The sequence below is a fragment of the Mycobacterium sp. 663a-19 genome (assembly GCF_035616495.1).
Classification (GTDB): domain Bacteria; phylum Actinomycetota; class Actinomycetes; order Mycobacteriales; family Mycobacteriaceae; genus Mycobacterium.
Window position 1 is genome coordinate 173,599 of the sequence record NZ_JAPJAV010000012.1, and the last position, 21,314, is coordinate 194,912.

Below are 21,314 nucleotides of genomic sequence, written 5' to 3' on the forward strand. Positions count from 1 at the left end.
AATGGCGCCGCTGGCAGTCGACCCCGCGGCCCTCGACGGCGCGGGCGCCTCGGTGGTGACGGCCGGCGAGGGCTTGGGCTCGGTGATCTCGACGCTGACCGCGGCGCTGTCGGGGTGTTCCGGGATGGCCGGCGACGATCCCGCCGGCGCGGCGCTGGGCCGCAGCTACGACGGGTCGGCGTCCAAGCTCGTCGAGGCGATGGTGGTCACCCGAAACGGGTTGTGCAGCCTCGGAGATGGCGTGCGGATGTCGGCACACAACTACTCGCTGGCCGAGGCGCAGTCCGACGTTTCCGGCCACGGCAACCCGCTTCCGGCGCCCCCGTCGACGGGCCCGATCTCGGCGGGTTCGCCGCCGTCGTCGGTCGGAGCCGGCGACGGTCCCCCGGCGGGCTGGGGGTGGGTGGCCCCGTTCATCGGAATGATTTGGCCGACAGGCGATTCGGGGAAGCTCCGAGCCGCGGCCGCGGCATGGAGTGCGGCGGGCACGCAGTTCGGCATGGCCGAAATCCTGGGGACGGGTGCCCCGATGGGAGCCGTTCGCGCCCAACGGATTCCGGAGGGCGCGGCCATCGATCGCGCGTTCACCGACGCCTACAGCAGCACCACCGGCATCGTAGCGCAGTGCCAAAAGATCGCCGCCCAGCTGAACAGCTACGCGGCCAAGATCGACAAGGTCCACGCGGCGATCCTGGACCTGCTGGCGCGCATCTGCGACCCGATGACCGGGATCAAAGAGGTCTGGGAATTCCTGACCGACCAAGACGAAGACGAAATCAAGAAGATCGCCGACGACATCCGCACGGTGGTGGACAACTTCACGAGCGAGGTCGACGTGCTGCGGGCCGAAATCGCGGCCACTCTCGGCGACGCGGCCACGATCGCCACCACGATGGGCGGTTACGCCTCGAAGCAGTGGGATCAGTTCCTGCACGGCACCGATATCGGGCGGGCGATCAACCAGGTCGGGCAATACGGCAAGGGCGTCTGGTGCGAGGCCGGTGGTTTCGTCAAGGGGCTCTACGACATCAGTCAACTGCGGCTGGTGGTCGACCCGGTGGGTTACTACCGCGATTTGGGCGAGATGGCCGAGGGAGCCGCGCCGCTGGTCGGCTTGGGCCCTGACGGTGGTCCCGGCGTCGGAGAGTCGTGGAAGCAGCTGGGCAAGGGCCTCGTTCATTGGGACGAGTGGGACAAGAATCCCGCCGAAGCCGCGGGCCGAAGCGTGTTCGACCTCGCCACGCTGGCCCTGCCCGGCGGGCCGCTCTCGAAGCTGGGCAAGGCAGGCCACACCGCTGCCGATGCGCTCAGAGGCTTGCGCCGGCCGCCCGAGCTGCCGAAGCTTCCCGAGCCACCGTCGATCAAGCCACCCTCGACGCCGCTGCCGGAATCGGGCCCGAAGCCGCCGGAACCCGGCCGCCCCGCACCCGCGCCGCCGGGAAAGCCCGGCCCGGCTCCGGCCGGCACGCCGCCGCACGGCCCGACGGAACCCAAGCCGCCCGTTGGTGGGGCACCTCACGTCGGGGAGGCGCCCAAACCGGTTGCGGCGCCGCCGGAGTCGGGCAGGCCAGCCGTGCCCGCGCCCGCAGAGCGCACGCCACTGCCCCATCAGCAACCGCATGAGCCCGTCCCCGCCGCAGTTTCGGCCGCACCGGCCGGAGCTCCGGCCGAAACGGTTCCGAGTTCCGCGGTGCCGCACGCGCCTGCGGGTTCGGTCCCGTCGCCGCCCGCCGTGCCGCATGTGTCGGCGCCGTCGTCCGCCCCCGCGGGGGGACTCCCGGCCGAAGCGCCGCCGCCCTTCGGTGGGCCACCCCATGGTGGGGAACCGGGCGGTCACCCGCCCGAGCCACCTCAGCCCCATGACGGCGCTCCGCCTCCCCCCAGGGACGGCGATGGATCGCATGAGCGCGGCGACGGCAGCGGACCAGGGGAAGCTGACGGCCCCGCACAGGCTGACACGGTTCCGGACCGGCCTGAATTCACGTTGGACAACCCGCTCGACCACATGAGCGATCAGCTCCTGGCCCTGTCCGAACAACACCTGACGGGAAGCGGCGAAACCGTTCTCGGACCATTTAGACCCGCTGGGGGCGCCCCGTCCTACATCGAAGTCGCACAGCAACACGGAGCCAGCTACTTCGATATCGGTGACGCATGGCAGTCGGCCACCCCGACGGAACGACTCGCTGCGAATCAGCATGTGCTCGACATAGCCATCACGAACGGTGACAAGGTCACACTGTCTGTGCCATTCGATATGGTGAATCCAGACACGTTTACAGGCGCTGAAATTAGGTATCTCGAGTTGCACGGATATCATCAAATAAATGACACTACATGGGTTCCGCCCGGCGGGAAGATTGGAAAATGAAAACGCTCTTAGAGTACTTTCTGAAATACTTCGATACGCTATATCTCGATCCCCGCTATCGTATTACCGATTCGAGCACGAGTGGTGTGGAATCGAACAATGCATCGCTGACCATCACAGGACCGATCCTCAGTTGGGGTCTGAGCAACGACAAAGGCCAGTTCCTACTTAGCGTCGCACCTACTGCGCTGGCGACACCAGATAACTGGTTCACCGTATCCCTTATCAAACAGTATCTAAATGGGCTGGATGAGATCGAGTATTCGTCCGCCGCCGATGAAATCGCATGGATACGAGAGAACGGTGGACGTGTAGAGGAGCTATTTTCAGACGCCTCCAAGATCGAAGCCGTCTGCGAGACGCTTAGATCACTACGCCGCTCCAATGCAGAAAGGTACTGGACGCGCTGGCGCGAGCAGCAAGGGCTTTCCTAACTCCGATACTGAATGCATCCCAGGCGGCGGCCGCAGCAGCGACGGACGTGACGCTGGCTTCACGGTCGCGAGATGGCCGCCATGCGAATCCAGCCCAGGCCCGACGCGCAAGCCTTCCATCCAACCGCCGGATAGGGTTGATATCGGCCGCGCGCGGGAGCGCGGCCACCGGGCAGCGATCTTAGGAGGTTGAGCGATGACTTCCTCTGCGCCGGGTGCTGTGCCGGGCAACGCGGACCCCGCCGGGCGCGTCGACCTGCAGTCGGTGGCCGCCAACGCCAGCGCCGCGCGCGCGCTCGAGGGCATGGAGGAAGCGGCCGCGGCGGAGGATCACCCGCAGCCGCCCGTCGACCTGACCGCCGCGGCGTTCTTCGACGTGGACAACACCCTGGTGCAGGGCTCCTCGGCGGTGCACTTCGGACGCGGGCTGGCCGCGCGCGACTACTTCACCTATCGCGATGTGCTCGGATTCATCTACGCGCAGGCCAAGTTTCAGTTGCTCGGCAAGGAGAACAGCAACGACGTCGCCGCCGGTCGGCGCAAGGCGCTCGCTTTCATCGAGGGCCGGTCGGTGTCGGAGCTGGAGCGCCTGGGCGAGGAGATCTACGACGAGATCATCGCCGACAAGATCTGGGCGGGCACCCGCGAGCTCACCCAAATGCATCTCGATGCCGGCCAACAGGTTTGGTTGATCACCGCCACGCCATACGAACTCGCGGCGACGATCGCGCGGCGGCTCGGCCTGACCGGCGCGCTGGGCACCGTCGCCGAGTCGGTCGACGGGGTGTTCACCGGCCGGCTGGTGGGCGAGATCCTGCACGGCACCGGAAAGGCCCACGCCGTGCGGTCGCTGGCGATCCGGGAGGGGCTCAACCTCAAACGCTGCACCGCCTATTCCGACAGCTACAACGACGTGCCCATGCTGTCGTTGGTGGGCACGGCGGTCGCCATCAACCCCGACGCGCGGTTACGCGCGCTGGCGCGCGAGCGCGGGTGGGAGATCCGCGACTTCCGCACCGCCCGCAAGGCGGCCCGGATCGGGGTGCCGTCGGCCCTGGCGCTCGGCGCGGCGGGCGGTGCGCTGGCCGCGTTGGCGTCGCGACGCCAATCGCGCTGATAAGCTGCGCCGCTGAGCACCAATCCGAGCAGAAAGCAAGACGGGCATGACAGTCCCCAAAGAGGCCGAAGGCCTCATCGGCAGCCACTACCGGGCGCCGGACTACTTCCAGGTCGGACGCGAGAAGATCCGGGAGTTCGCGGCCGCGGTGAAAGACGAACACCCGACGCACTACAACGAGGCCGACGCCGCCGAGGCCGGCTACCCCGCTCTGGTGGCGCCGCTGACGTTCCTGGCGATCGCGGGACGCCGTGTGCAGCTCGAGATCTTCACCAAGTTCGACATCCCGATCAACCTCGCCCGGGTCTTGCACCGCGACCAGAAGTTCATCTTTCACCGGCCGATCCTGGCCCACGACAAGCTGTACTTCGACACGTATCTAGACTCGGTGATCGAGTCTCACGGCGCAGTGATCTCCGAAATCCGTAGCGAGGTCACAGACGCCGAGGGCAAACCGGTGGTCACCAGCGTCGTCACGATGCTGGGAGAAGCGGCGCATCAAGAAGCGGACGCCGCGACGACCGCCGCTGCAATTGCATCCATATCTGCCGGAAAGTAGGGTCGATTCAATGACGTCACAGGGTGAAACGGGTGGCACCCAGCTGAAGCCCCCGGTCGAAGCAGTCCGATCCCACTACGACAAATCGAACGAGTTCTTCAAGCTTTGGCTTGACCCGTCGATGACCTACAGCTGCGCCTACTTCGAAGAGCGCCCGAACATGACGCTCGAGGAAGCCCAGTACGCCAAGCGCAAGCTCGCGCTCGACAAGCTCAACCTCGAGCCCGGCATGACGCTGCTCGACATCGGCTGCGGCTGGGGCTCGACCATGCGGGACGCGGTGCAGGAGTACGACGTCAACGTCATCGGCCTGACGCTGAGCGAGAACCAGTACGCCCACGACGTGGAGAAGTTCAAAGAGGTTGACAGCCCGCGCCGCAAAGAGGTTCGGATCCAGGGCTGGGAAGAATTCGACGAGCCGGTGGACCGGATCGTGTCACTGGGCGCCTTCGAGCACTTCGCCGATGGCGCCGGCGACGCCGGGTTCGAGCGCTACGGCACCTTCTTCAAGAAGTACTATGACCTGACGCCCGACGACGGCCGGATGCTGCTGCACTCGATCATCATCCCGGACAAAGAGGAAGCCGAGGAGCGCGGCCTCGGGGCGCCGATGAGCCTGCTGCGCTTCATCAAGTTCATCCTGGCCGAGATCTTCCCGGGCGGCCGGCTGCCCCGGATCTCGCAGGTCGACCACTACTCGTCCAACGCCGGCTGGAAGGTCGAGCGCTACCACCGCATCGGCCATAACTACGTGCCGACGCTCAACGCTTGGGCCGACGCGCTGGAGGCGCACAAGGACGAGGCGATCGCCCTGAAGGGGCAGGAGACCTACGACATCTACATGCACTACCTGCGTGGGTGCTCGGACCTGTTCCGCGACCACTACACCGACGTCTGCCAGTTCACGCTCGTCAAGTAAGCCGGCAACCGCCGAGCAGACGTAAAAGCCCCCGAAAACTATGGTTTCGGGGGCTTTTACGTCTGCTCAGCGTGCTCACTCAGCCGAGGAAGATGTTGCGGCGGCCGGCCAGCAGCCGGTACAGCGTCTGCTGGATCGTCTCGCGCACTTGGTCGGTCAGCTCGAAGGTGACCATCGGGTCCTCGGCGTCGGACGCCGCGTAGTCGTTGGTGTAGATCGGCTCCCCGAACGCGATGCGCCACTTCGACGGCAGCGGCACCAGGCCCGCCGGCCCGGCCAGCGGGAACAGCGGGGTGATCGGGAAGTAGGGCAGCCCGAACAGCCGCGCGAGCAGCTTGACGTCGGTGAGCATCGGGTAGATCTCTTCGGAGCCGACGATCGAGCACGGCACGATCGGCGCCTTGGTGCGCAGCGCGGCCGTCACGAAGCCGCCGCGGCCGAACCGCTGCAACCGGTAGCGGTCCTCGAAGCGCTTGCCCAGCCCCTTGTAGCCCTCCGGGAACACGGCGGTGAGCTGGCCGGCGGCCAGCAACCGGTGCGCGTCCGTCGTGCAGGCCATGGTGTGGCCGGCCTTGCGGGCGGTTTCGCCGATCACCGGCAGGTCGAAGACCATGTCGGCGGCCAGCAGCCGCAGGTCGCGCTCCGCGGGATGCTCGTCGTGCACCGCCACCGACAGCATCAGCCCGTCGAACGGCAACACCCCGGCGTGATTGGCCACCACCAGCGCGGCGCCCTCGCTCGGCAGGTTCTCCACGCCGCTGACCTCGACGCGGAACCACGACCGGAAGAAGAACCTCAGCAAAGGCCGGACGACCGCGCTGTTGAAGTGCGGGTCGAACCCGAACTCGTCGACGCTGTAGTCACCCGTCAGCCGCTGCCGCAGGAATCCCGCGACGGCGGCGACGCGCTGGGCGAGCTCGTTGAGCGGCGCCTCACTCGTCGACGTCGCACCCGCGACGCGTCGGTGCTCATCGATTTCGCGGACGACGGCCGCGAGCTGCTCGGCCGACGCCCGGCCGCCCGGATCGGAAAGCAACGAGGGATGCTGCCGAGACGCCTCGGCGCGCTGGCCGGATTTGCGCCGCGCCGCTACCCGGCCCCGATTGGTGTGCAGTGGAATGACATTCGCTCTGGTTTCACCCGCCACGATATCTACCTGACCCCACCCCATGGAATTGGATTTCGGGAACCCCAGCGCTGAGCCAAGGCTATGGCGCGACCCTCCAGGGAGCGTACCCGATCCGGGGCGATTATGGGAGTGAGGCCGCGCCCGCGCACGTAGTCGTCGAACGCCTCGGCCGTCGTCCATTTGGGCTGGTAGCCCAGCTCGGTGCGCATCCTGGTGGTGTCCATGACCCGGCCGTAGCTCAGGTAGTTGAATTGCTCACGATCGATCTCGGTGTAGCGATTAGCCCGTCTCAGCGAATCCAGCGCCCAGACGCCAAAACCCGGTACCGGCAACGGAATTCGGCCGGCCCGCCGGATCGCCTGCGACAGCATGATGATGCCGTCGGCGCCGATGTTGAACGTGCCGGCCTTGCCGGCCATCGCCGCGCGCTCCAGCGCGCCCAGCGCGTCCTGCTCGTGCAGCAGCTGCAGTCGCGCGTCTCGCCCGAAGATCGTCGGCACAAAAGGCCCGGCGAGATAGCGCGACAGCGTGGTGTCCATCGCCGGGCCGATCATGTTGGCCAGCCGCAGAATGGTCACCGCGATGTCGGGCCGGCGGCGGCCCAGGCCGCGCGCGTAACCCTCGATGTCGAGGCTGTCCTTGGCGAAGCCCGCGCGCAGCGGCCGACGGCTGCTGCTGTCCTCGGTGAACATCACCGGGTCGTGCGGGCTCGACCCGTACACCTCCGACGTCGACTTCAGCACGACGCGGCGAACCGACGGGGCCTTCTGGCAGGCCGCGAACAGTTGCATCGCGCCCATCACGTTGAGTTCCTTGAGCGCCGCCGTGCCGCCGGACCGCGGCGCGTACGAGGCGGCCGCGGCGTGCACCACCGTGTCGACGTCACCGTTTCGAATCACCTTGGCGATGAACGGGTTTCGAATGTCGGCGCGCACGAATTCGGCGCGGCCCATCCGGCGCAGCATGTCCTTGCTCGGCGCGATCGCGTCCACCGCGATCACCCCGTTGATCAACGGGTTCTGCGCCAGGCGGGCGGTCAGGTAGCCGCCGAGAAATCGGCAGGCGCCGGTGACCAGCACAACCTTGGGGTAGTGCATGCGCTCGGCCCCGGTGTCGGCGCGGGTGCCACCCGTCGCGCCACCATCCCCGTTCGGCGAATCCACCCGAACAGCCTAACGGCCAACGGATACGACGGCGTTACGGCCGCGTGACGGTGGGTGCGGGTGGGAATCAGCCGGGCGGGGCTTACTTGCCAAGTTTTCTGCGCTGCACCCGGGTGCGGCGCAGCAGCTTGCGGTGCTTTTTCTTCGACATGCGCTTGCGCCGCTTCTTGATTACTGAACCCATGAACTCCGCTATCTGACCCGTGACCGGCTTGAAAGAAATTGACCCGGACACTTTACCCGGCGCAACGCATAGAACACCAAACCGATAGGCGCGACCCCGCGCCACACCCTTCGATGCCGATCCGGCCGCGCCCCGAAAGCGTGGGTCGCGCGGCGGATTTCAGCTCAGCCCGCGTCGAAGTACGAAGTCTCCAGCATGTCGTGGACGGCCTTGGCATGCACCCGGAAGGACCGCCCGACCCGAACCGCCGGCAGCTCGCCGTTGTGCACCAGCCGGTAAACCGTCATCTTGGAGACCCGCATCAGGGCCGCCACTTCGGCGACGGTGAGAAATTGTGTCCTGGCCTGCTGGCCCTCGGCTGTGCCGGTGTCCCGCTTGCCGGCGGAATCGCGCGCCGATGGCCCGTTCGTAGACGTCATCGCAACCCAATCGTGTCAGGCCCGCGCAATGCCAGCGGCTTCCCCTCCGCTGGCACCCACACGTGCTTACAGAAAGGAGAATAGCGGGACTAGTGGGGTTACTGGTACTGGTGGGGGACAATCAGTTCAAAATTCTTGAATTATTCTGATGTAATTCTTAGCTGCTCAGAGCGCTTTTTGGCGGCCTGGATGGCGGCGTCGACGGCGGCCCGCAATCCGCCCCTTTCGAGTTCGCGCAGCCCAGCGGCCGTCGTGCCGCCCGGCGACGTGATGGTCGCCCGCAGTTGGGTCGCGGTGGCGTCCGCCGCGGCCCCCAACGCCTCGCCCTCACCCGGCCTACGGTCCTGATCCATCCGTTCCAGCAGCATCGCCGCCGACCCCGCCATGGTCTGCGCGGTTAGGTCGGTGGCCACCTGGCGGCTCAGGCCCGCCGCGACACCGGCGTCCACCAGGGCCTCGACCATCAAGAAGAAATACGCCGGACCGGACCCCGACAGCGCGGTGACCGCGTCCATTTGCGACTCGGGAACGGTCAGCACGCCGCCGACCGCATCGAAGAGGGCCGAAACCCCCTCCAGCTGGGGCGGGGTGACGAACCGCCCGGTGGCCAGCGCGGTCACCCCGGCGCCGACCAGCGCCGCCGCGTTCGGCATCGCCCGCACCACCGGCGTCCCGGCCGGCAGTTTCGACTCGAAGTAGGTGATCGTGATCCCCGCCGCGACGGTGACGAACACCTGCTCGGCGCTGTCGTTGTCGGCCGCCGCGGCCGCGCGCGCCAACTCCCCCATCACCGTCTCGACGTCGGCGGGCTTGACCGCGACGACGAGGAACGTCGCGTTCTCCACCGCCTCGGCCGGCGACGACGTCACCAGCACCGAGTAGGTGTCGGCCAGGTACTTGGCGCGTTCGGGCACGCGTTCGGCCACCACCAGGTCCTTGACCTGGTGCCCCGCCCGCAGCAGACCCGACAGCAAGGCCTCGCCGATGCTGCCGCCACCGATGATCGCGATTCTTGCCATGCCGGAAAGCATCGCAGACACCGGCGGCTATCGAGCGGCGGGCACCATCGCGAGTTGGCGCGCTTGCACCACGATCCGGCCCAGGCTGTCGACGACGGTGTGGTCCTCGTCGAACCAGTCGTGCCCGATCTCGGTGCAGGTCGCGATGATCCGCAGCCAGCCGTCGGCGGGCAGGCTCCGCAGGAACGCCGTGAGCTGGACGGTGGGCGCCCAGCCGGTGCGGTCCACGGCGAAGGTCACCGGCGCCGACAGGTCCCCGCACATGAGCGCGAACAGCGCGTCCGGGGCCACCCCGCGGGGGCGCGCCCACATCTGGATCACCGGCGGCCGGCCGTCGGCGCTGAGCTCCATCGTCGACAGCACCGGACGGACGTCGCAGCCCTCGCCCAGGTGCACCAGCCCGGCCAGCGGGTGGCCGGGCCCGATCGGCGCGATGTCGGCGGGCGGCTCGGGCGCCATCAGGCCCACCACCGGGTTGGCCGACAGCAGCGGCGCGATTTCCCCGCCGGGCGTGAAGTGCTCCGGCTCGCCGAGGTTGACCACCGCGTGCACCGCGGTGCGGTTGCCCTGGACGAGCTCGACGTCGACCACGCTGATCCGGCGGCCGCGCTTGCGGATCGACGTCACCAGCTGCATCACCCCCGGGTCGGGCGCCCACAGGAAGCTGGCCGACACGGCGACCGGCTGCAGGACCGGCTCGGATTGTGCGCCGCAGACCGTGCGGGCGGCGTTGGCGCACAGCGCCAGCATGGCGCCGCCGTGCACCTTGGGCCCGATGGTCCAGTGCTTGTTGAGCTCGCCCTCGTAGACGCCGGGGCCGGTCTCGCGCAGCGTCATTGCGTCGGTGAACAGCGCGGTCATGGTCTCCTGGGGTCTCCCGGTCAGCGCATCAGGTGCGTGCGCGCGAACTGCAACGATTCGGTCAGCATGGCTTCGCGCTCGGTGGCCGAACGCGCGCCGGAGGTGGACACCTCGAGGATGACATGCCCGGCGAACCGGCCGCCGGCCAGCATCTGGCACACCTCGGCGGTGGGCTGGGTTCCGCGCCCCGGCACCAGGTGCTCGTCGGCGGGCAGGCCGCTGCCGTCGCACAGGTGCAGGTGGACCAGCCCCCGGCCCATTCGCCGCGCCATCTCCAGCGAGTCGCTGCCCGCGGTCGCGGTGTGCGACAGGTCCAGCGTGTAGTGCGCGTGGTTGCCGTCCAACGGGTCGTAGGAGGGCGAGAACGCCGAAATCGCCGGGCCCGGCCCGCCGCCGCGCCTGCGCATCCGCTCGCGCGACTGGTCGGCCCCGAAGAACCGGTCGGCCCGGAACGGGAACATGTTCTCCACCGCGATCTTCACGTCGCTGGACGCCTCCAGGGATGCCACCTGGTCGCTGAAGCCCTCGGCGTAGCGGCGCTGCCAGCGAAACGGCGGATGCACGACGACGGTCGGCGCGCCCAACTTCTCGGCGGCCCGCACGCTGCGGTCCAGCTTGTGAATCGGGTTGGAGCCCCACACCCGCTGGGAGATCAGCAGGCAGGGGGCGTGCACGGACAGCACCGGCATGCGGTAGCGCCGCGAGAGCTTCTTGACCGCATCGACGTCCTGGCTGACCGACTCGCTCCACACCATCAGCTCGACGCCGTCGTAGCCGAGCCGGGCCGCATACTCGAACGCGGCCTCGGCCCGTAACGGATAGACCGAGGCCGTGGACAGGCCGACTTTGATTGCGGGGCGCACTGTTTGCCGGTGACGCCTAGCCCGATTGCAGGGACAGTGCCAGCGGGCCCAGGGTGATCAGCGCCCCGACCGCGACCGCGATCAGCGTGCTGGCGATGTCCTCGGTCTTGCGGACCACCCGCACCCCGGCCACCAGGCCCAGGATGACCAGCACCGACAGCACCAGCGCCACCAGGCTGTTCCACCGCCACAGCTGGTCGAAGGCGATGAACAGCCCCGCGCCGAACGCGACCGCCAGCATCGACTGCGCGACGACCAGGGCGCCGCGCCACAGGCTCGCGAGCCGCCCGTGGGCCGGACGGGCGGCCTCGGCCTGGGCCTGGGCTTCGGCTTGGGCTTTGGCGGCCGCGTCGGTGCGGTGGTCCCCCTCGAGCTCTTCCGTTCGCGCGTCCGCCGCGTCTCCGCTGCGCCGCCGGGCCAGCTCGTCGGCGAGGGTCTGCCCGCCGAACAGCGTCGAATCCGAGGACTGCAGGTACGAGCGCACGTAGGCGGAATCCTCGGTCGCGGGCTCGGCCTCGCGCACCTCGGAATCCATCACGTCGACCGGGATGTCGGCGTATTGGTCCAGCGGGTCCGGGCTCATGTCCTCGGCGCCGGACTGCTCGGCGTCCCGCGCGTCGCCGAGGCGCACGGGCCGCGGGTAGGCGCTGCGCTCCGGCCCCTCCGCGTGGTGCGGCTGCGGCGGCGACTTGGGCCAGCGCGGCTCGGGCTCGGACCAGTAGGCGGATTTGGGCCGCTCGTCGGTGACCTCTTCGGGGGCTTGCTCGGCGGTTTCCGATGCTTCGACGTCCGGCTCGGCGACCTGGGCGGTGCCGTTGCCGCCGCGGTCGGTCTCGTCGTCCCGGATGACGGGAAGCTCGCCGGTCAGCTCCGCGACGGTGACCGCGTCGCTATCCCCGCGCCGGCGGCGCCGCCGCCGGGTGACCGCCGGGGCGCCGATCGTTCCATTCCTGGCCAGCAATTCCGCCACCGAGATGGGCCGGGTGCCGGGGCTCTCGGTCTCGGGGTGTGGTCCGGTCATGGTTTGTCGCCTCTCGATCGGTTCGCGTTCCGATCAACTTTCTGACCTCCAGCATCGCGCACCGAGGTCTCGACGAGGGCGGTTCCGTCGGCTTCGCTGTCGAGTTTGCGCAAGATGAGACCTTCCCGTAATGCCCACGGGCAGATATCCACCGTTTCTATCGACAGCGCTCGCATGCTCGCCTCCGCCACCAGCGCGCCGGCCACGATCTGTGGCGCCCGCTCGGCGCTCACTCCTTCCAGTTCAGCTCGGTCAGCGGTCGTCATCCTAGAGATGAAAGATATGAGTTGCCTGAGGCCGTTGGCCGTGAGCGTCCGCTTGACCCGCGGCCCGGCCGCCGACGGCGCCGCGCCGGTGAGCCGGGCCAGCGACCGGAACGTCTTCGAGGTTGCCACGGCCAGGTCCGGGCTGCCGGCGTCGAGCACGGTGCCGGCGGCGTCCGCCAGCTCGGCGTCCAGCCACTCACGCAGCATCGACACCCGGCGCCGGCCCGGCGGGTCGTCGGGCAGCCACTCGCGGGTCAGCCGCCCGGCGCCCAGCGGCAGCGACAACGCGATCTCGGGCTCCTCGTCGACGCCGCTGGACACCTCCAGCGAGCCGCCGCCGATGTCGAGGTTGATGATCCGCCCGGCGCTCCACCCGTACCAGCGGCGCACCGCCAGGAAGGTCAGCCGCGACTCGTCGACGCCCCGCAGCACCTGCAGCTCGACGCCGGTCTCCTTGCGCACCCGGGCCAGCACGTCGTCGGAATTCTCGGCGTCGCGCACCGCGGAGGTGGCGAACGCCATCAGCTCCTCGCAGCCGGAGCTCACCGCGATCTTGGCGAACTCGTCGATGGTGGAGATCAGCTTCTCGGCGCCCCGCTTGGTAATCTTGCCCGAGCTGTCGGTGGCCTCGGCCAGTCGCAGCGTGGCCTTGGTCGAACTCATGGGCGTGGGGTGGCCACCGCGGTGGGCATCGACCACCAGCAGATGGACCGTGTTGCTGCCCACGTCGAGCACGCCCAATCGCACGAAACAAACCTAGTCGCTGCGACGGCGTCGGGCGTCCCGCGCCCCGCCGATTGATCGGCCGCGCTACGCCCGGGTGTCGGCCCCGCGGGGAGCGCGAATCTTGGTCTAACGTTGACACCGTGGCGAATTCGCATCTCGAGCCGGGCCAGGAGGTCGAATTGGACTTCGCCCGCGAATGGGTGGAGTTCTATGACCCGGACAACCCCGAGCACCTGATTGCGGCCGATCTCACGTGGCTGCTGTCCCGCTGGACATGTGTCTTCGGCACGCCGGCCTGCCGCGGCACGGTGGAGGGCCGGCCGGACGACGGCTGCTGCTCGCACGGTGCGTTCCTGTGCGACGACGACGACCGCGCCCGGTTGGACGACGCGGTCAAACAACTCACCGACGAGGACTGGCAGTTTCGCGAAAAGGGCTTGGGCCGCAAGGGCTACCTGGAGCTCGACGAGCACGAGGGTCAGCCGCAGTACCGCACCCGCAAACACAAGGACGCGTGCATCTTCCTGAACCGTCCCGGCTTTCCCGGCGGGCCCGGCTGCGCGCTGCACAGCAAGGCCCTCAAGCTGGGCGTGGCGCCGCTGACCATGAAACCCGATGTCTGCTGGCAGCTGCCGATCCGGCGCAGCCAGGAGTGGGTGACCCGGCCCGACGGCAGCGAGATCCTCAAGACCACCATCACCGAATTCGACCGCCGCGGCTGGGGTTCCGGCGGCGCGGATCTGCACTGGTATTGCACCGGCGACCCGGGCACGCACATCGGCGCCAAGCAGGTGTGGGAGAGCCTGGCCGACGAGCTCACCGAACTGCTGGGCGCCAAGGCCTACGCGGAGCTGGCGGCAATGTGCAAGCGCCGCAGCAAGTTAGGGCTCATCGCGGTGCACCCGGCGACCCGGCTCGCCGAGTAGCGTCGTCGTCGTTTGGCCGGCCGGGATGCCGGCCCGGGCGCTGCGGCAGGACAATGATCAGCGCGACGATGATGGCCGCGATGACCGCCGACGCCAGCGGGCGGCTCAGATCCAGGCCGCCATCGCTCACCGGCTTGTCGAGGAAGTCGCCCACGGTGGCGCCCAGCGGCCGGGTCAGGATGAACGCGACCCAGAACAGGGTCACGCGCGACACGCTCGTCCAGTAATACAGGCCCGCGACGACGACCAGGCCCGCGCCGAACACCAGCGCGCCGCGTTCGTAACCGAATCCGCGCGTGTCGGCGAGCCAATCGCCGAGCGCGGTGCCCAGGGTCTGCGAAAACGTGATGGTGGCCCAGTAGAACGCCTCTACCTTCGGCGTCGAAACGGTGTTGACCGACACCGTTCCCTGCGACCAGTACCAGAGCCCCAAAGTTGCCAGCAGACAACACAACAGCAGAAGCGATCCACCCGTGTAACCGATGCCCAGCGACCGGTCGGCGAAGTCGGCCAGTGTCGTGCCGAACGTCGTCGAGGCGACGATGGTCGCCCAGTAGAGAGCCGGATGGAAACGCTTGGCGAATATCTGCGCGACGACCAGCACCACCAGCGCGCCGCCGAACAGCGCGACGCCGATGAGGTAGCCCCAATTCTCGAGCGTATCGGCGTGGAACATCGTCATCGTCACGGCGTCGCCACCCGTTTCGCCCAGCGTCGTCGCCAAGACCTTGATCACCCAGAAGCCCAGGGTGACCGCCGGCACCTTGGTCAAAGCCTGCTTCGTCACATCGCTCATATGACGGCTCCCGTTCCGCGGCTGGGCGCGCTGGTGAACGATCGTACTGGCTTGCGCGCGTGGCCCGCTCAGCCTGCGCGGGTCTTGTTGTAGGACAACACCATTCGCATCGCGCTGGCCTGCAGGTACGCCTCGACGGCTGCGGCGCCGGCCGCCGCGTCGCGCGCCAGCACCGCGTCGGTGATCGCCCGCAGGCCGGCCACCACCGGGCCGGCGTCGTCGTAGGCCCCGGTGAGTTCGTGCTCGCGGCCGCCGAACGCGTGCTCGACCCAGCGATACAGCAGCCCCAGCGCCCGGTTACCGGTGGCGTGGATCAGCACCCGGAAGTAGGCGAGGTCGGCGGCCTGGCGCGCGGCGGCGCCGTCGGCCTCGGCCACCGCGGCCAGCGCGTCCCGCAGCGCGTCGGCGTCCTCGGGCGCCCCGCGCTGCGCCGCCAGCCGCCCGATCAGCGGCCCCAGCGCCGCGCGGATCTCGAGCAGCTCGACCAGAAACTCGGGGCCGAGCTTGCGCACCAGCGCCTCGACCACGGCGGGATGGGTCAGGCCCTCGGGGTCGCGCACCACGTTGCCGCTGCCGTGCCGGGCCTCGATCAGGCCCATCTGCTGCAGCCGGGCCAGGCCCTGGCGCAGCGACGTGCGGTTGACGTCGAGCTGCTCGGCCAGGTCCCGCTCGGGCGGCAGGGTCGAGCCGGGCGGGAAGACGCCGTCGAGGATGGCGTCGGCGATCGACGCGGCGATCTGTTCGTCCACCCGCTGGCGATCCGGCGGTTGCAGCGCATTTGACTGGTTCATTGGCTCAACCAATATAGTGAACGGGACCGACGGAGGTGGGTAAGTGGACGACGAACGGCGATCCGCCGCGTCCCCGCGCTGGCGGGGCAAGGCCGGGCGGCTGGAAGTCTGGTACGCCACCCTGTCGGATCCGAGCACGCGCGCGGGCCTGTGGGTCCACTGCGAGACGGTGGCGCCGGTGCGGGACGCGCCGTACGCGCACGGCTGGGCGACCTGGTTTCCGCCCGACGGCCCGCCGCGCACCGAGCGGTTCGGCCCGGTGCCGGCCCAACCCGCTTGCACGGACTGGTTCGCCGCCGCGGGCGTGCGAGCCGCGCCCGAGGAGCTGACCGGACGCGCGGGATCGCTCGGCTGGGAGCTGCGCTGGCGCGACGGCGGCGCGCCGCTGTGGACGTTTCCCCGCGCGGCGTGGGAGCGCGAGCTGCTGCCCGGCGCGCAGGTGGTCCTGGCCCCCGCCGCCGACTTCACCGGCTCGCTCACCGTCGGCGACGACGCTGTGCGCATCGACGGCTGGCGCGGCGGCGTCGCCCACATCTACGGGCACGGCAACGCCAAACGCTGGGGGTGGGTGCACGCCGACCTCGGCGGCGGCGACGTCCTCGAGGCGGTGACCGCGGTCTCGCACCGGCCGGGGCTGCGCCGGCTTGCGCCGATGGCGTTCGTGCGCTTCCGGATCGACGGAAAGGATTGGCCCGCAAGCTTTTTGCCGTCGCTGCGGATGCGCACCACGCTCGGCGTCCGGCATTGGCAGCTGGAGGGACGCATCGGCGGCCGCAAGGTGCTCATCCGCGTCGACCAGCCCCCGGAGAGGTGCGTGAGCCTCGGCTACACCGACCCCGACGGCGCCACCGCGGTGTGCACCAACACCGAGCAGGCCGACGTCCACGTCGAGATCGACGACCGCCGCTGGTCGGTGCTGGGCACCGGGCACGCCGAGGTCGGCCTGCGCGGCGCCGAGGCCCCCGCCGTCAACGAAAGGATCCCGACGTGAGCTTTCTTCTCGACCCGCCGATGCTGGTCGCCGCCGGAGTGCTGATCGAACGCAACGTGCCCTCTGACCGTCGCGACGTCGCCGAGGCCGCGGTGCTCGGCGTCTTCTTCGGCGGCTCGTTCGGGCTCTACAACAACGTGCCCGGACTCGGCGTGCTGTGGCGCCCGTTCCGCGCCCGCAACGGCCGCGACTTCATGTGGAACAGCGGCGTTTTCGGCGTGAACACCGCCGAGGCGGGCTGGCGCCTGCACGCGGCGGCCGGCGCGATCTTCGCGACGTACCCGTTCTTCATCAAGCTCGGCCGGCGGCTCGGCCGCCTGCTATGAGCCTGGTGGCCTCGTTCGGGGCCGCGCTGCTGCCCGAGGAGCGCGGCGGGCCGCCGCCGGCGCAGCTGGCCGATCGCGTCGACCGTTACGTCGCGCGGCTGCCGGTGACGTCGCGGCTGGCGTTGCGCGCCGGGCTGGCGTCCGTGGCGGCGGCCAGCTACCTGACCACCGGCCGGCCGCTGTCGCGGCTCGGTCCCGAGCAACGGGATCGGGTGCTGCGCCGCGTCGCCGCTTTGGGCCCGGACGCCGGCGCGGCCGTCGAGGCGATGAAGGCGATCGTGTTGCTGGCCAACGGCGCCGAAACCTATGCGCCCGAACTGCTTTCGCGCGCCCAGGAACACGACGCGGCGCGCCCCGACGCGCCGCTGGCCATCACCCCGTCGACCGAGAGCGGCTCCGTCGTCGCCGCCGACGCGGTGATCGTCGGGTCCGGCGCGGGCGGCGCGATGGCGGCCCGCGCCCTGGCCCGGGCCGGCCTGGACACCGTGGTGCTCGAAGAGGGGCGCCGCTGGACCGTCGAGGAGTTCCGCACCACCCACCCGATCGATCGCTACGCCGGGCTGTACCGCGGCGCCGGGGCCACCGTCGCGCTGGGCCGGCCGTCGGTGGTGCTGCCCATCGGCCGGGCGGTCGGCGGCACCACCGTCGTCAATTCCGGCACCTGCTACCGCCCGCCTTTGACCGTGCAGCGGCGCTGGCGCGACGAGTTCGGGCTCGGCTTCGCCGACCCCGACCGGCTTGGCGCCCACCTCGACGACGTCGAGCACACGCTGCGGGTCGCGCCGGTGCCGCTGAAGATCATGGGCCGCAACGGGAGGCTGCTGCTCGATGCCGCTTCGTCGCTGGGCTGGCGGGCGGCGCCCATTCCGCGCAACGCGCCGGGCTGCGAGGGCTGTTGCCAGTGCGCGATCGGCTGCCCGCGCAACGCCAAGTTCGGCGTGCACCTCAACGCGCTGCCGCAGGCCTGCGCGGCGGGCGCGCGGATCGTCTCGCACGCTCGCGTCGAACGCGTGCTGCACCGGAACGGGCGCGCCTGCGGGGTGCGCGCCCGTCGTCCGGACGGCACGGCGCTCGATATCCTGGCGGACACGGTCATCGTCGCCGCCGGCGCCACGGAGACGCCAATGCTGTTGCGGCGCAGCGGCCTTGGTGCACACCCGCGCCTGGGCCGCAACCTCGCGCTGCATCCGGCGACGATGCTTGCCGGGCGCTTCGACGACGACGTCGTCGCCTGGCACGGGGTGCTGCAGAGCGCCGCCGTGCACGAGTTCCACGAGTCGGACGGCGTGCTCATCGAGGCGACCTCCACGCCGCCCGGCATGGGCTCGATGGTCTTTCCCGGCTACGGCGCGGAGCTGCTGAGCTGGCTCGAGGAGGCGCCGCGGGTCGCCACGTTCGGCGCCATGGTCGCCGACCGCGGTGTCGGCTCGGTGCACTCGGTGCGCGGCGAAACGCTGGTGCGCTACAACATCTCCCGCGCCGACGTCGCCAAGCTGGCGGTCGCGGTCGAGGCGATGGGCCGGCTGCTGTTCACCGCCGGGGCGGTCGAGGTGCTCACCGGTCTGCCCGGCGCGCCGACCGTGACATCGCTGCCCGCGCTGCGGGATGCGTTGCGGCGCAGCAATCCTCGAAGCCTGCACCTGGCGGCGTTTCATCCGACGGGCACCGCGGCCGCGGGCGCCGACGGGCAGCTCTGTCCGGTCGACGAGACGGGGCGGCTGCGCGGCGTCGACGGCGTTTGGGTCGCCGACGCGTCGATCCTGCCCAGCTGCCCGGAAGTGAACCCGCAGCTGTCGATCATGGCGCTGGCGCTGGCCGTCGCGGGCGAGGTGGTCGGCGCGCGCTGACGCGCTGTGCTCTTGCGCTACACGAGCTGCCGGTGCTGCCTGGTGGTGATGGCGACGGTGCCTTCGGTGTTGGTGATGGAGGCACCCGCGTCGCCGACGACGGCGGTGGCGCTTTGGCCCGCGTGGACGATGGCCTCCCCCACATGCGTGCCGGTGCCGACGGTGGCAGAGCCGCTGACCAGCTCGACCTCGGCCTTGACGTGGCGGTGCTGGGTGAGGGTGATGGGGCTGGAGGTGGCGGTGACCCGAGTGTTGGCGGGGACCACGTCGCCGCCCGCGCGGCACGTACCGAGGGTGTCGACGGCGCAGCCGGCGTTGATGGTGACGGCAACGGCCTGCACGCGAGCACCACCGCCCACGACGGTGACGGAGCCGCTGTTGACGTGGATGATGGCGCCGGCCTCGAGGGTGATGGTGGCGCCGGGCGGAACGGTCGTGGTTTCGCCTTGCGGGACGGGGGTGACGGTGGCGGGGTCGGCGATCTGAACCGTGGCGTTCGGAGTCTCGGCGTCGTCGGCGCGCGTCGCGGAATCGTCTTGGACCGGGGTCTCGTCGTTTTCCGTTATCCCGTGCCCAACCATTGTCATCAGCGCCTGTTGGAACTTCCGTCCCCGTGAACTGGGGTGAGGCATGCCGTCAGCGCTGGTCGCCGATGAAGGCGAGGCCGGCTCCATCCGCGGGGCGGCCGTTGACCAGCTCACCGGCACCGATAACGGCCCGAGCGAGATGGCCTTGCCAAGGCCCGCGGATGCCGCACCTGACGGGGCCGGCGCCTCGCGGTTCGCGTCGCCCTCTTGCCCACCATTTGCCACGATGTCCCCGCTCCAACCGGACCCGCTAGTCCGCCTCGGAGGCGATGTAATCGAAGCGCCGATGGATGTCGATGCCATTTCGATCTGCATCGTCTGACTGCTGGTCTAGATATAGACCATAGGTTGAATTGTCTGGCTGCGGTTGAATTCCGGCGGTTCCCGCCAGGCCCGCCAGGCCCGGCGCGCTGAGGGCCGGTGCAAGGGTGGCGGGCACCCATGACGGCGGACCCGGCGGAACGGGCGAGCCGGGGATGATCGCGACGTAGCCGACGATGCCGGCGGGGGTGTAGCTCCCGCCGGGGCCGACGATGACGATCTCGCCGGGGCCGACGGTGATGGTGCCGCCGCCGACGATGACGAAGCCGCCCGAGTCGACGATCAGGGTGCTGCCCGTCTCGACGGTCAGGGTGCTGCTAGGGCCGACGGTGATCAAGCCGCCGGCGTTGACGGTCACCAGGCCGCCATCGCTCAGGCTGCCACCGCCGGTGACGGTTATCGTGCCGCTGTCGGTCAGGGTGCCGCCGAGGTTCACCGTGATGGTGCCCGTGTCGGTCAGGGCGCCGCCGGCGTTGATGGTCAGCGTGCCGCCGGTGGTGACCTGCACGCTGCCCGCATTCGACAGGGTGCCGGTGGCGGTGACCTGAATCGTGCCGCTGTCGGTCACGGTGCCGCCGATGTTGACGGTGACCGTGCCGGTGTCGGTCAGGATGCCACCGGCGTTGATGGTGATCGTGCCGCCGTTGGTCACCTGCACGGTGCCGCCGGTGTTGATGGTGACCGTGCCGCTGTCCGTCAGCGTGCCCGATACGGTGATGGTGCCGCTGTCGGTCAGGGTGCCGCCGGCGTAGACGTTGAGGGCGCCGCCGTCGGTCAGGGTGGCACCGGAGGCCACCGACACGCTGCCGTAGTCGTCCAGCACCCCGCCGGTGTTGATCGTGACCGTGCCGGTGTCGGTGAAGGTGGCGCCGGCGTTGATGGTCAAGGTGCCGGTGTCGGGGCTGCCGGTGCTGATCACGATCGACCCGCCGGTGTTGGTCAACGTGCCGCTGTCGAACAGCTGCCCGCCGCCGGTGATGGTCACCGTGCCCGTGTCGGTCAGGATGCCGCCGGTGTTGATGGTGACCGTGCCGCTGTCGGTCAAGGTGCCCGACACCGTGATGGTGCCAGTGTCGGTCAGGGTGCCGCCGGCGTAGACGTTCAGGGCGCCGCCGTCGGTCAACGTGACCCCCGAGCCCACCGACACGCTGCCGTAGTCATCCAGCACCCCACCGGTGTTGATGGTCACCACGCCGGTGTCGGTGAAGCTGGCCCCGGCGTTGATGGTCAAGGTGCCGGTGTCGGGGCTGCCCGTGCTGATCACGATCGACCCGCCGGTGTTGGTCAACGTGCCGCTGTCGAACAGCTGCCCGCCGCCGGTGATGGTCACCGTGCCCGTGTCGGTCAAGACGCCGCCGGTGTTGATGGTGACCGTGCCGCTATCGGTCAGCGTGCCCGACACCGTGATGGTGCCAGTGTCGGTCAGGGTGCCGCCGACATCCACTGTCAACGTGCCACTGTCGGTGACGCTGCCGCCGACGTCGACACTCAATACGCCGCCGTTGGCGACCTCCACGCTGCCGCTGTCGGTCAGGGTGCCGGCCGGGCCGATCGTGACCGCGCCGTTGTCGGTGAGCACCCCGCCCGGGTTGATCGTCACGACCCCGTTGTCGGTCAGGGTGCCGGTCACGCTCAGCGTGCCGCTGTCCCCGACCCCGGTGGTGGACACGTTCAGGGT

General features: G+C 69.6%; 22 protein-coding genes and 1 pseudogene. 9 read left to right on the forward strand and 14 right to left on the reverse strand.

All coding sequences use genetic code 11. From position 1 onward, the window contains the following. Position 1: 1 nt before the first annotated feature. The 5 genes from OQ968_RS20640 (at position 2) to cmaA2 (ending at position 5,400) form a co-directional block, all read left to right on the forward strand. Positions 2-2,371, forward strand: a complete 2,370-nt coding sequence (locus OQ968_RS20640) for an NAD(+)--arginine ADP-ribosyltransferase (RefSeq protein WP_324681118.1) — start codon at positions 2-4, stop codon at positions 2,369-2,371. Beyond that, positions 2,368-2,805 (forward strand): hypothetical protein, encoded by a 438-nt coding sequence (locus OQ968_RS20645; protein WP_324681119.1) that lies wholly within the window; start codon positions 2,368-2,370, stop codon positions 2,803-2,805. Before OQ968_RS20640 ends, OQ968_RS20645 begins: the two co-directional genes overlap by 4 nt. 196 nt (positions 2,806-3,001) lie before the next feature. Continuing rightward, complete coding sequence (locus OQ968_RS20650) at positions 3,002-3,922, forward strand: HAD-IB family hydrolase (RefSeq protein ID WP_324681120.1); 921 nt, start codon at positions 3,002-3,004, stop codon at positions 3,920-3,922. Between the two features lie 46 nt (positions 3,923-3,968). Then, positions 3,969-4,481 carry an FAS1-like dehydratase domain-containing protein gene (locus OQ968_RS20655; RefSeq protein WP_324681121.1) on the forward strand — a complete coding sequence of 171 codons (513 nt, stop codon included), beginning with the start codon at positions 3,969-3,971 and terminating at the stop codon, positions 4,479-4,481. A 10-nt stretch (positions 4,482-4,491) separates the two neighbouring features. Continuing rightward, positions 4,492-5,400 (forward strand): cyclopropane mycolic acid synthase CmaA2, encoded by a 909-nt coding sequence (gene cmaA2, locus OQ968_RS20660; RefSeq protein ID WP_324681122.1) that lies wholly within the window; start codon positions 4,492-4,494, stop codon positions 5,398-5,400. A gap of 79 nt (positions 5,401-5,479) precedes the next feature. Here cmaA2 and OQ968_RS20665 read toward each other — a convergent pair whose 3' ends face one another. The 9 genes from OQ968_RS20665 to OQ968_RS20705 all read right to left on the reverse strand — a co-directional run bounded on the left by OQ968_RS20665 (position 5,480) and on the right by OQ968_RS20705 (position 13,072). Next, complete coding sequence (locus OQ968_RS20665) at positions 5,480-6,571, reverse strand: lysophospholipid acyltransferase family protein (RefSeq protein ID WP_324681123.1); 1,092 nt, start codon at positions 6,569-6,571, stop codon at positions 5,480-5,482. After that, positions 6,553-7,692: an SDR family oxidoreductase gene (locus tag OQ968_RS20670; RefSeq protein ID WP_420715965.1), complete on the reverse strand. Its 1,140-nt coding sequence runs from the start codon at positions 7,690-7,692 to the stop codon at positions 6,553-6,555. Before OQ968_RS20670 ends, OQ968_RS20665 begins: the two co-directional genes overlap by 19 nt. Positions 7,693-7,774: 82 nt before the next feature. Next, entirely contained in the window at positions 7,775-7,876 is a 102-nt protein-coding gene (locus OQ968_RS20675) for a 30S ribosomal protein bS22 (protein WP_003402602.1), read from the reverse strand. Between the two features lie 164 nt (positions 7,877-8,040). Next, a complete protein-coding gene (locus OQ968_RS20680; protein ID WP_324681124.1) occupies positions 8,041-8,295 on the reverse strand; it encodes a cell division/environmental response transcriptional regulator in 255 nt (84 codons plus the stop codon). Between the two features lie 140 nt (positions 8,296-8,435). After that, positions 8,436-9,314, reverse strand: coding sequence for a pyrroline-5-carboxylate reductase (proC, locus tag OQ968_RS20685; RefSeq protein ID WP_324681125.1), 879 nt, complete (start codon positions 9,312-9,314; stop codon positions 8,436-8,438). Positions 9,315-9,341: 27 nt separating this feature from the next. Continuing rightward, on the reverse strand, positions 9,342-10,175 hold the full coding sequence (locus tag OQ968_RS20690; protein WP_324681126.1) for a thioesterase family protein: 834 nt from the start codon (positions 10,173-10,175) through the stop codon (positions 9,342-9,344). A 20-nt stretch (positions 10,176-10,195) separates the two neighbouring features. Continuing rightward, complete coding sequence (locus OQ968_RS20695; RefSeq protein WP_324681127.1) at positions 10,196-11,038, reverse strand: sugar phosphate isomerase/epimerase; 843 nt, start codon at positions 11,036-11,038, stop codon at positions 10,196-10,198. 16 nt (positions 11,039-11,054) lie between these two features. After that, positions 11,055-12,059 (reverse strand): hypothetical protein, encoded by a 1,005-nt coding sequence (locus OQ968_RS20700; protein WP_324681128.1) that lies wholly within the window; start codon positions 12,057-12,059, stop codon positions 11,055-11,057. After that, positions 12,056-13,072, reverse strand: a complete 1,017-nt coding sequence (locus tag OQ968_RS20705; protein ID WP_324681129.1) for a Ppx/GppA phosphatase family protein — start codon at positions 13,070-13,072, stop codon at positions 12,056-12,058. Before OQ968_RS20705 ends, OQ968_RS20700 begins: the two co-directional genes overlap by 4 nt. A gap of 119 nt (positions 13,073-13,191) precedes the next feature. On the opposite strand from OQ968_RS20705, the gene OQ968_RS20710 reads away from it, so the two are divergent. Further along, the gene (locus tag OQ968_RS20710; RefSeq protein WP_324681130.1) at positions 13,192-13,977 is read left to right on the forward strand and encodes a hypothetical protein; all 786 of its coding nucleotides are present in this window, start codon (positions 13,192-13,194) and stop codon (positions 13,975-13,977) included. On the opposite strand, the gene OQ968_RS20715 is transcribed toward OQ968_RS20710, so the two are convergent. Then, entirely contained in the window at positions 13,940-14,773 is an 834-nt protein-coding gene (locus OQ968_RS20715) for a hypothetical protein (protein ID WP_324681131.1), read from the reverse strand. The two genes, OQ968_RS20710 and OQ968_RS20715, sit on opposite strands and share 38 nt — an antisense overlap. A gap of 68 nt (positions 14,774-14,841) precedes the next feature. Continuing rightward, a complete protein-coding gene (locus OQ968_RS20720) occupies positions 14,842-15,564 on the reverse strand; it encodes a FadR/GntR family transcriptional regulator (RefSeq protein WP_324681132.1) in 723 nt (240 codons plus the stop codon). Between the two features lie 43 nt (positions 15,565-15,607). On the opposite strand from OQ968_RS20720, the gene OQ968_RS20725 reads away from it, so the two are divergent. The 3 genes from OQ968_RS20725 to OQ968_RS20735 are packed head-to-tail and all read left to right on the forward strand — an operon-like array spanning position 15,608 to position 18,728. Then, positions 15,608-16,555 carry a hypothetical protein gene (locus OQ968_RS20725; RefSeq protein ID WP_324681133.1) on the forward strand — a complete coding sequence of 316 codons (948 nt, stop codon included), beginning with the start codon at positions 15,608-15,610 and terminating at the stop codon, positions 16,553-16,555. Then, on the forward strand, positions 16,552-16,881 hold the full coding sequence (locus OQ968_RS20730) for a hypothetical protein (protein WP_324681134.1): 330 nt from the start codon (positions 16,552-16,554) through the stop codon (positions 16,879-16,881). The genes OQ968_RS20725 and OQ968_RS20730 overlap by 4 nt, the downstream gene beginning before the upstream one ends. Continuing rightward, positions 16,878-18,728 carry a GMC family oxidoreductase N-terminal domain-containing protein gene (locus OQ968_RS20735; RefSeq protein WP_324681135.1) on the forward strand — a complete coding sequence of 617 codons (1,851 nt, stop codon included), beginning with the start codon at positions 16,878-16,880 and terminating at the stop codon, positions 18,726-18,728. The genes OQ968_RS20730 and OQ968_RS20735 overlap by 4 nt, the downstream gene beginning before the upstream one ends. A gap of 17 nt (positions 18,729-18,745) precedes the next feature. On the opposite strand, the gene OQ968_RS20740 is transcribed toward OQ968_RS20735, so the two are convergent. From OQ968_RS20740 to OQ968_RS20745, 3 genes and pseudogenes are all read right to left on the reverse strand, one after another. Continuing rightward, entirely contained in the window at positions 18,746-19,315 is a 570-nt protein-coding gene (locus OQ968_RS20740) for a hypothetical protein (RefSeq protein ID WP_324681136.1), read from the reverse strand. An 84-nt stretch (positions 19,316-19,399) separates the two neighbouring features. Continuing rightward, positions 19,400-19,630, reverse strand: a pseudogene (locus OQ968_RS24930) (PPE family protein, SVP subgroup); the annotation flags it as partial. After that, positions 19,566-21,314: hypothetical protein (locus OQ968_RS20745; RefSeq protein ID WP_324681137.1), on the reverse strand; the 1,749-nt coding region annotated here is incomplete at its 5' end. The gene OQ968_RS20745 and the pseudogene OQ968_RS24930, both read right to left, overlap by 65 nt.

What these genes read in the sequence shown, in the direction of transcription:
- cmaA2 (WP_324681122.1), top strand. Translation starts at nt 4,492, where the DNA reads ATGACGTCACAGGGTGAAACGGGTGGCACCCAGCTGAAGCCCCCGGTC.
- OQ968_RS20675 (WP_003402602.1), bottom strand. Translation starts at nt 7,876, where the DNA reads ATGGGTTCAGTAATCAAGAAGCGGCGCAAGCGCATGTCGAAGAAAAAG.
- proC (WP_324681125.1), bottom strand. Translation starts at nt 9,314, where the DNA reads ATGGCAAGAATCGCGATCATCGGTGGCGGCAGCATCGGCGAGGCCTTG.
- OQ968_RS20690 (WP_324681126.1), bottom strand. Translation starts at nt 10,175, where the DNA reads ATGACCGCGCTGTTCACCGACGCAATGACGCTGCGCGAGACCGGCCCC.
- OQ968_RS20740 (WP_324681136.1), bottom strand. Translation starts at nt 19,315, where the DNA reads ATGACAATGGTTGGGCACGGGATAACGGAAAACGACGAGACCCCGGTC.
- OQ968_RS20735 (WP_324681135.1), top strand. Translation starts at nt 16,878, where the DNA reads ATGAGCCTGGTGGCCTCGTTCGGGGCCGCGCTGCTGCCCGAGGAGCGC.
- OQ968_RS20715 (WP_324681131.1), bottom strand. Translation starts at nt 14,773, where the DNA reads ATGAGCGATGTGACGAAGCAGGCTTTGACCAAGGTGCCGGCGGTCACC.
- OQ968_RS20680 (WP_324681124.1), bottom strand. Translation starts at nt 8,295, where the DNA reads ATGACGTCTACGAACGGGCCATCGGCGCGCGATTCCGCCGGCAAGCGG.
- OQ968_RS20655 (WP_324681121.1), top strand. Translation starts at nt 3,969, where the DNA reads ATGACAGTCCCCAAAGAGGCCGAAGGCCTCATCGGCAGCCACTACCGG.
- OQ968_RS20665 (WP_324681123.1), bottom strand. Translation starts at nt 6,571, where the DNA reads ATGGGGTGGGGTCAGGTAGATATCGTGGCGGGTGAAACCAGAGCGAAT.
- OQ968_RS20640 (WP_324681118.1), top strand. Translation starts at nt 2, where the DNA reads ATGGCGCCGCTGGCAGTCGACCCCGCGGCCCTCGACGGCGCGGGCGCC.
- OQ968_RS20700 (WP_324681128.1), bottom strand. Translation starts at nt 12,059, where the DNA reads ATGACCGGACCACACCCCGAGACCGAGAGCCCCGGCACCCGGCCCATC.
- OQ968_RS20650 (WP_324681120.1), top strand. Translation starts at nt 3,002, where the DNA reads ATGACTTCCTCTGCGCCGGGTGCTGTGCCGGGCAACGCGGACCCCGCC.
- OQ968_RS20720 (WP_324681132.1), bottom strand. Translation starts at nt 15,564, where the DNA reads ATGAACCAGTCAAATGCGCTGCAACCGCCGGATCGCCAGCGGGTGGAC.
- OQ968_RS20645 (WP_324681119.1), top strand. Translation starts at nt 2,368, where the DNA reads ATGAAAACGCTCTTAGAGTACTTTCTGAAATACTTCGATACGCTATAT.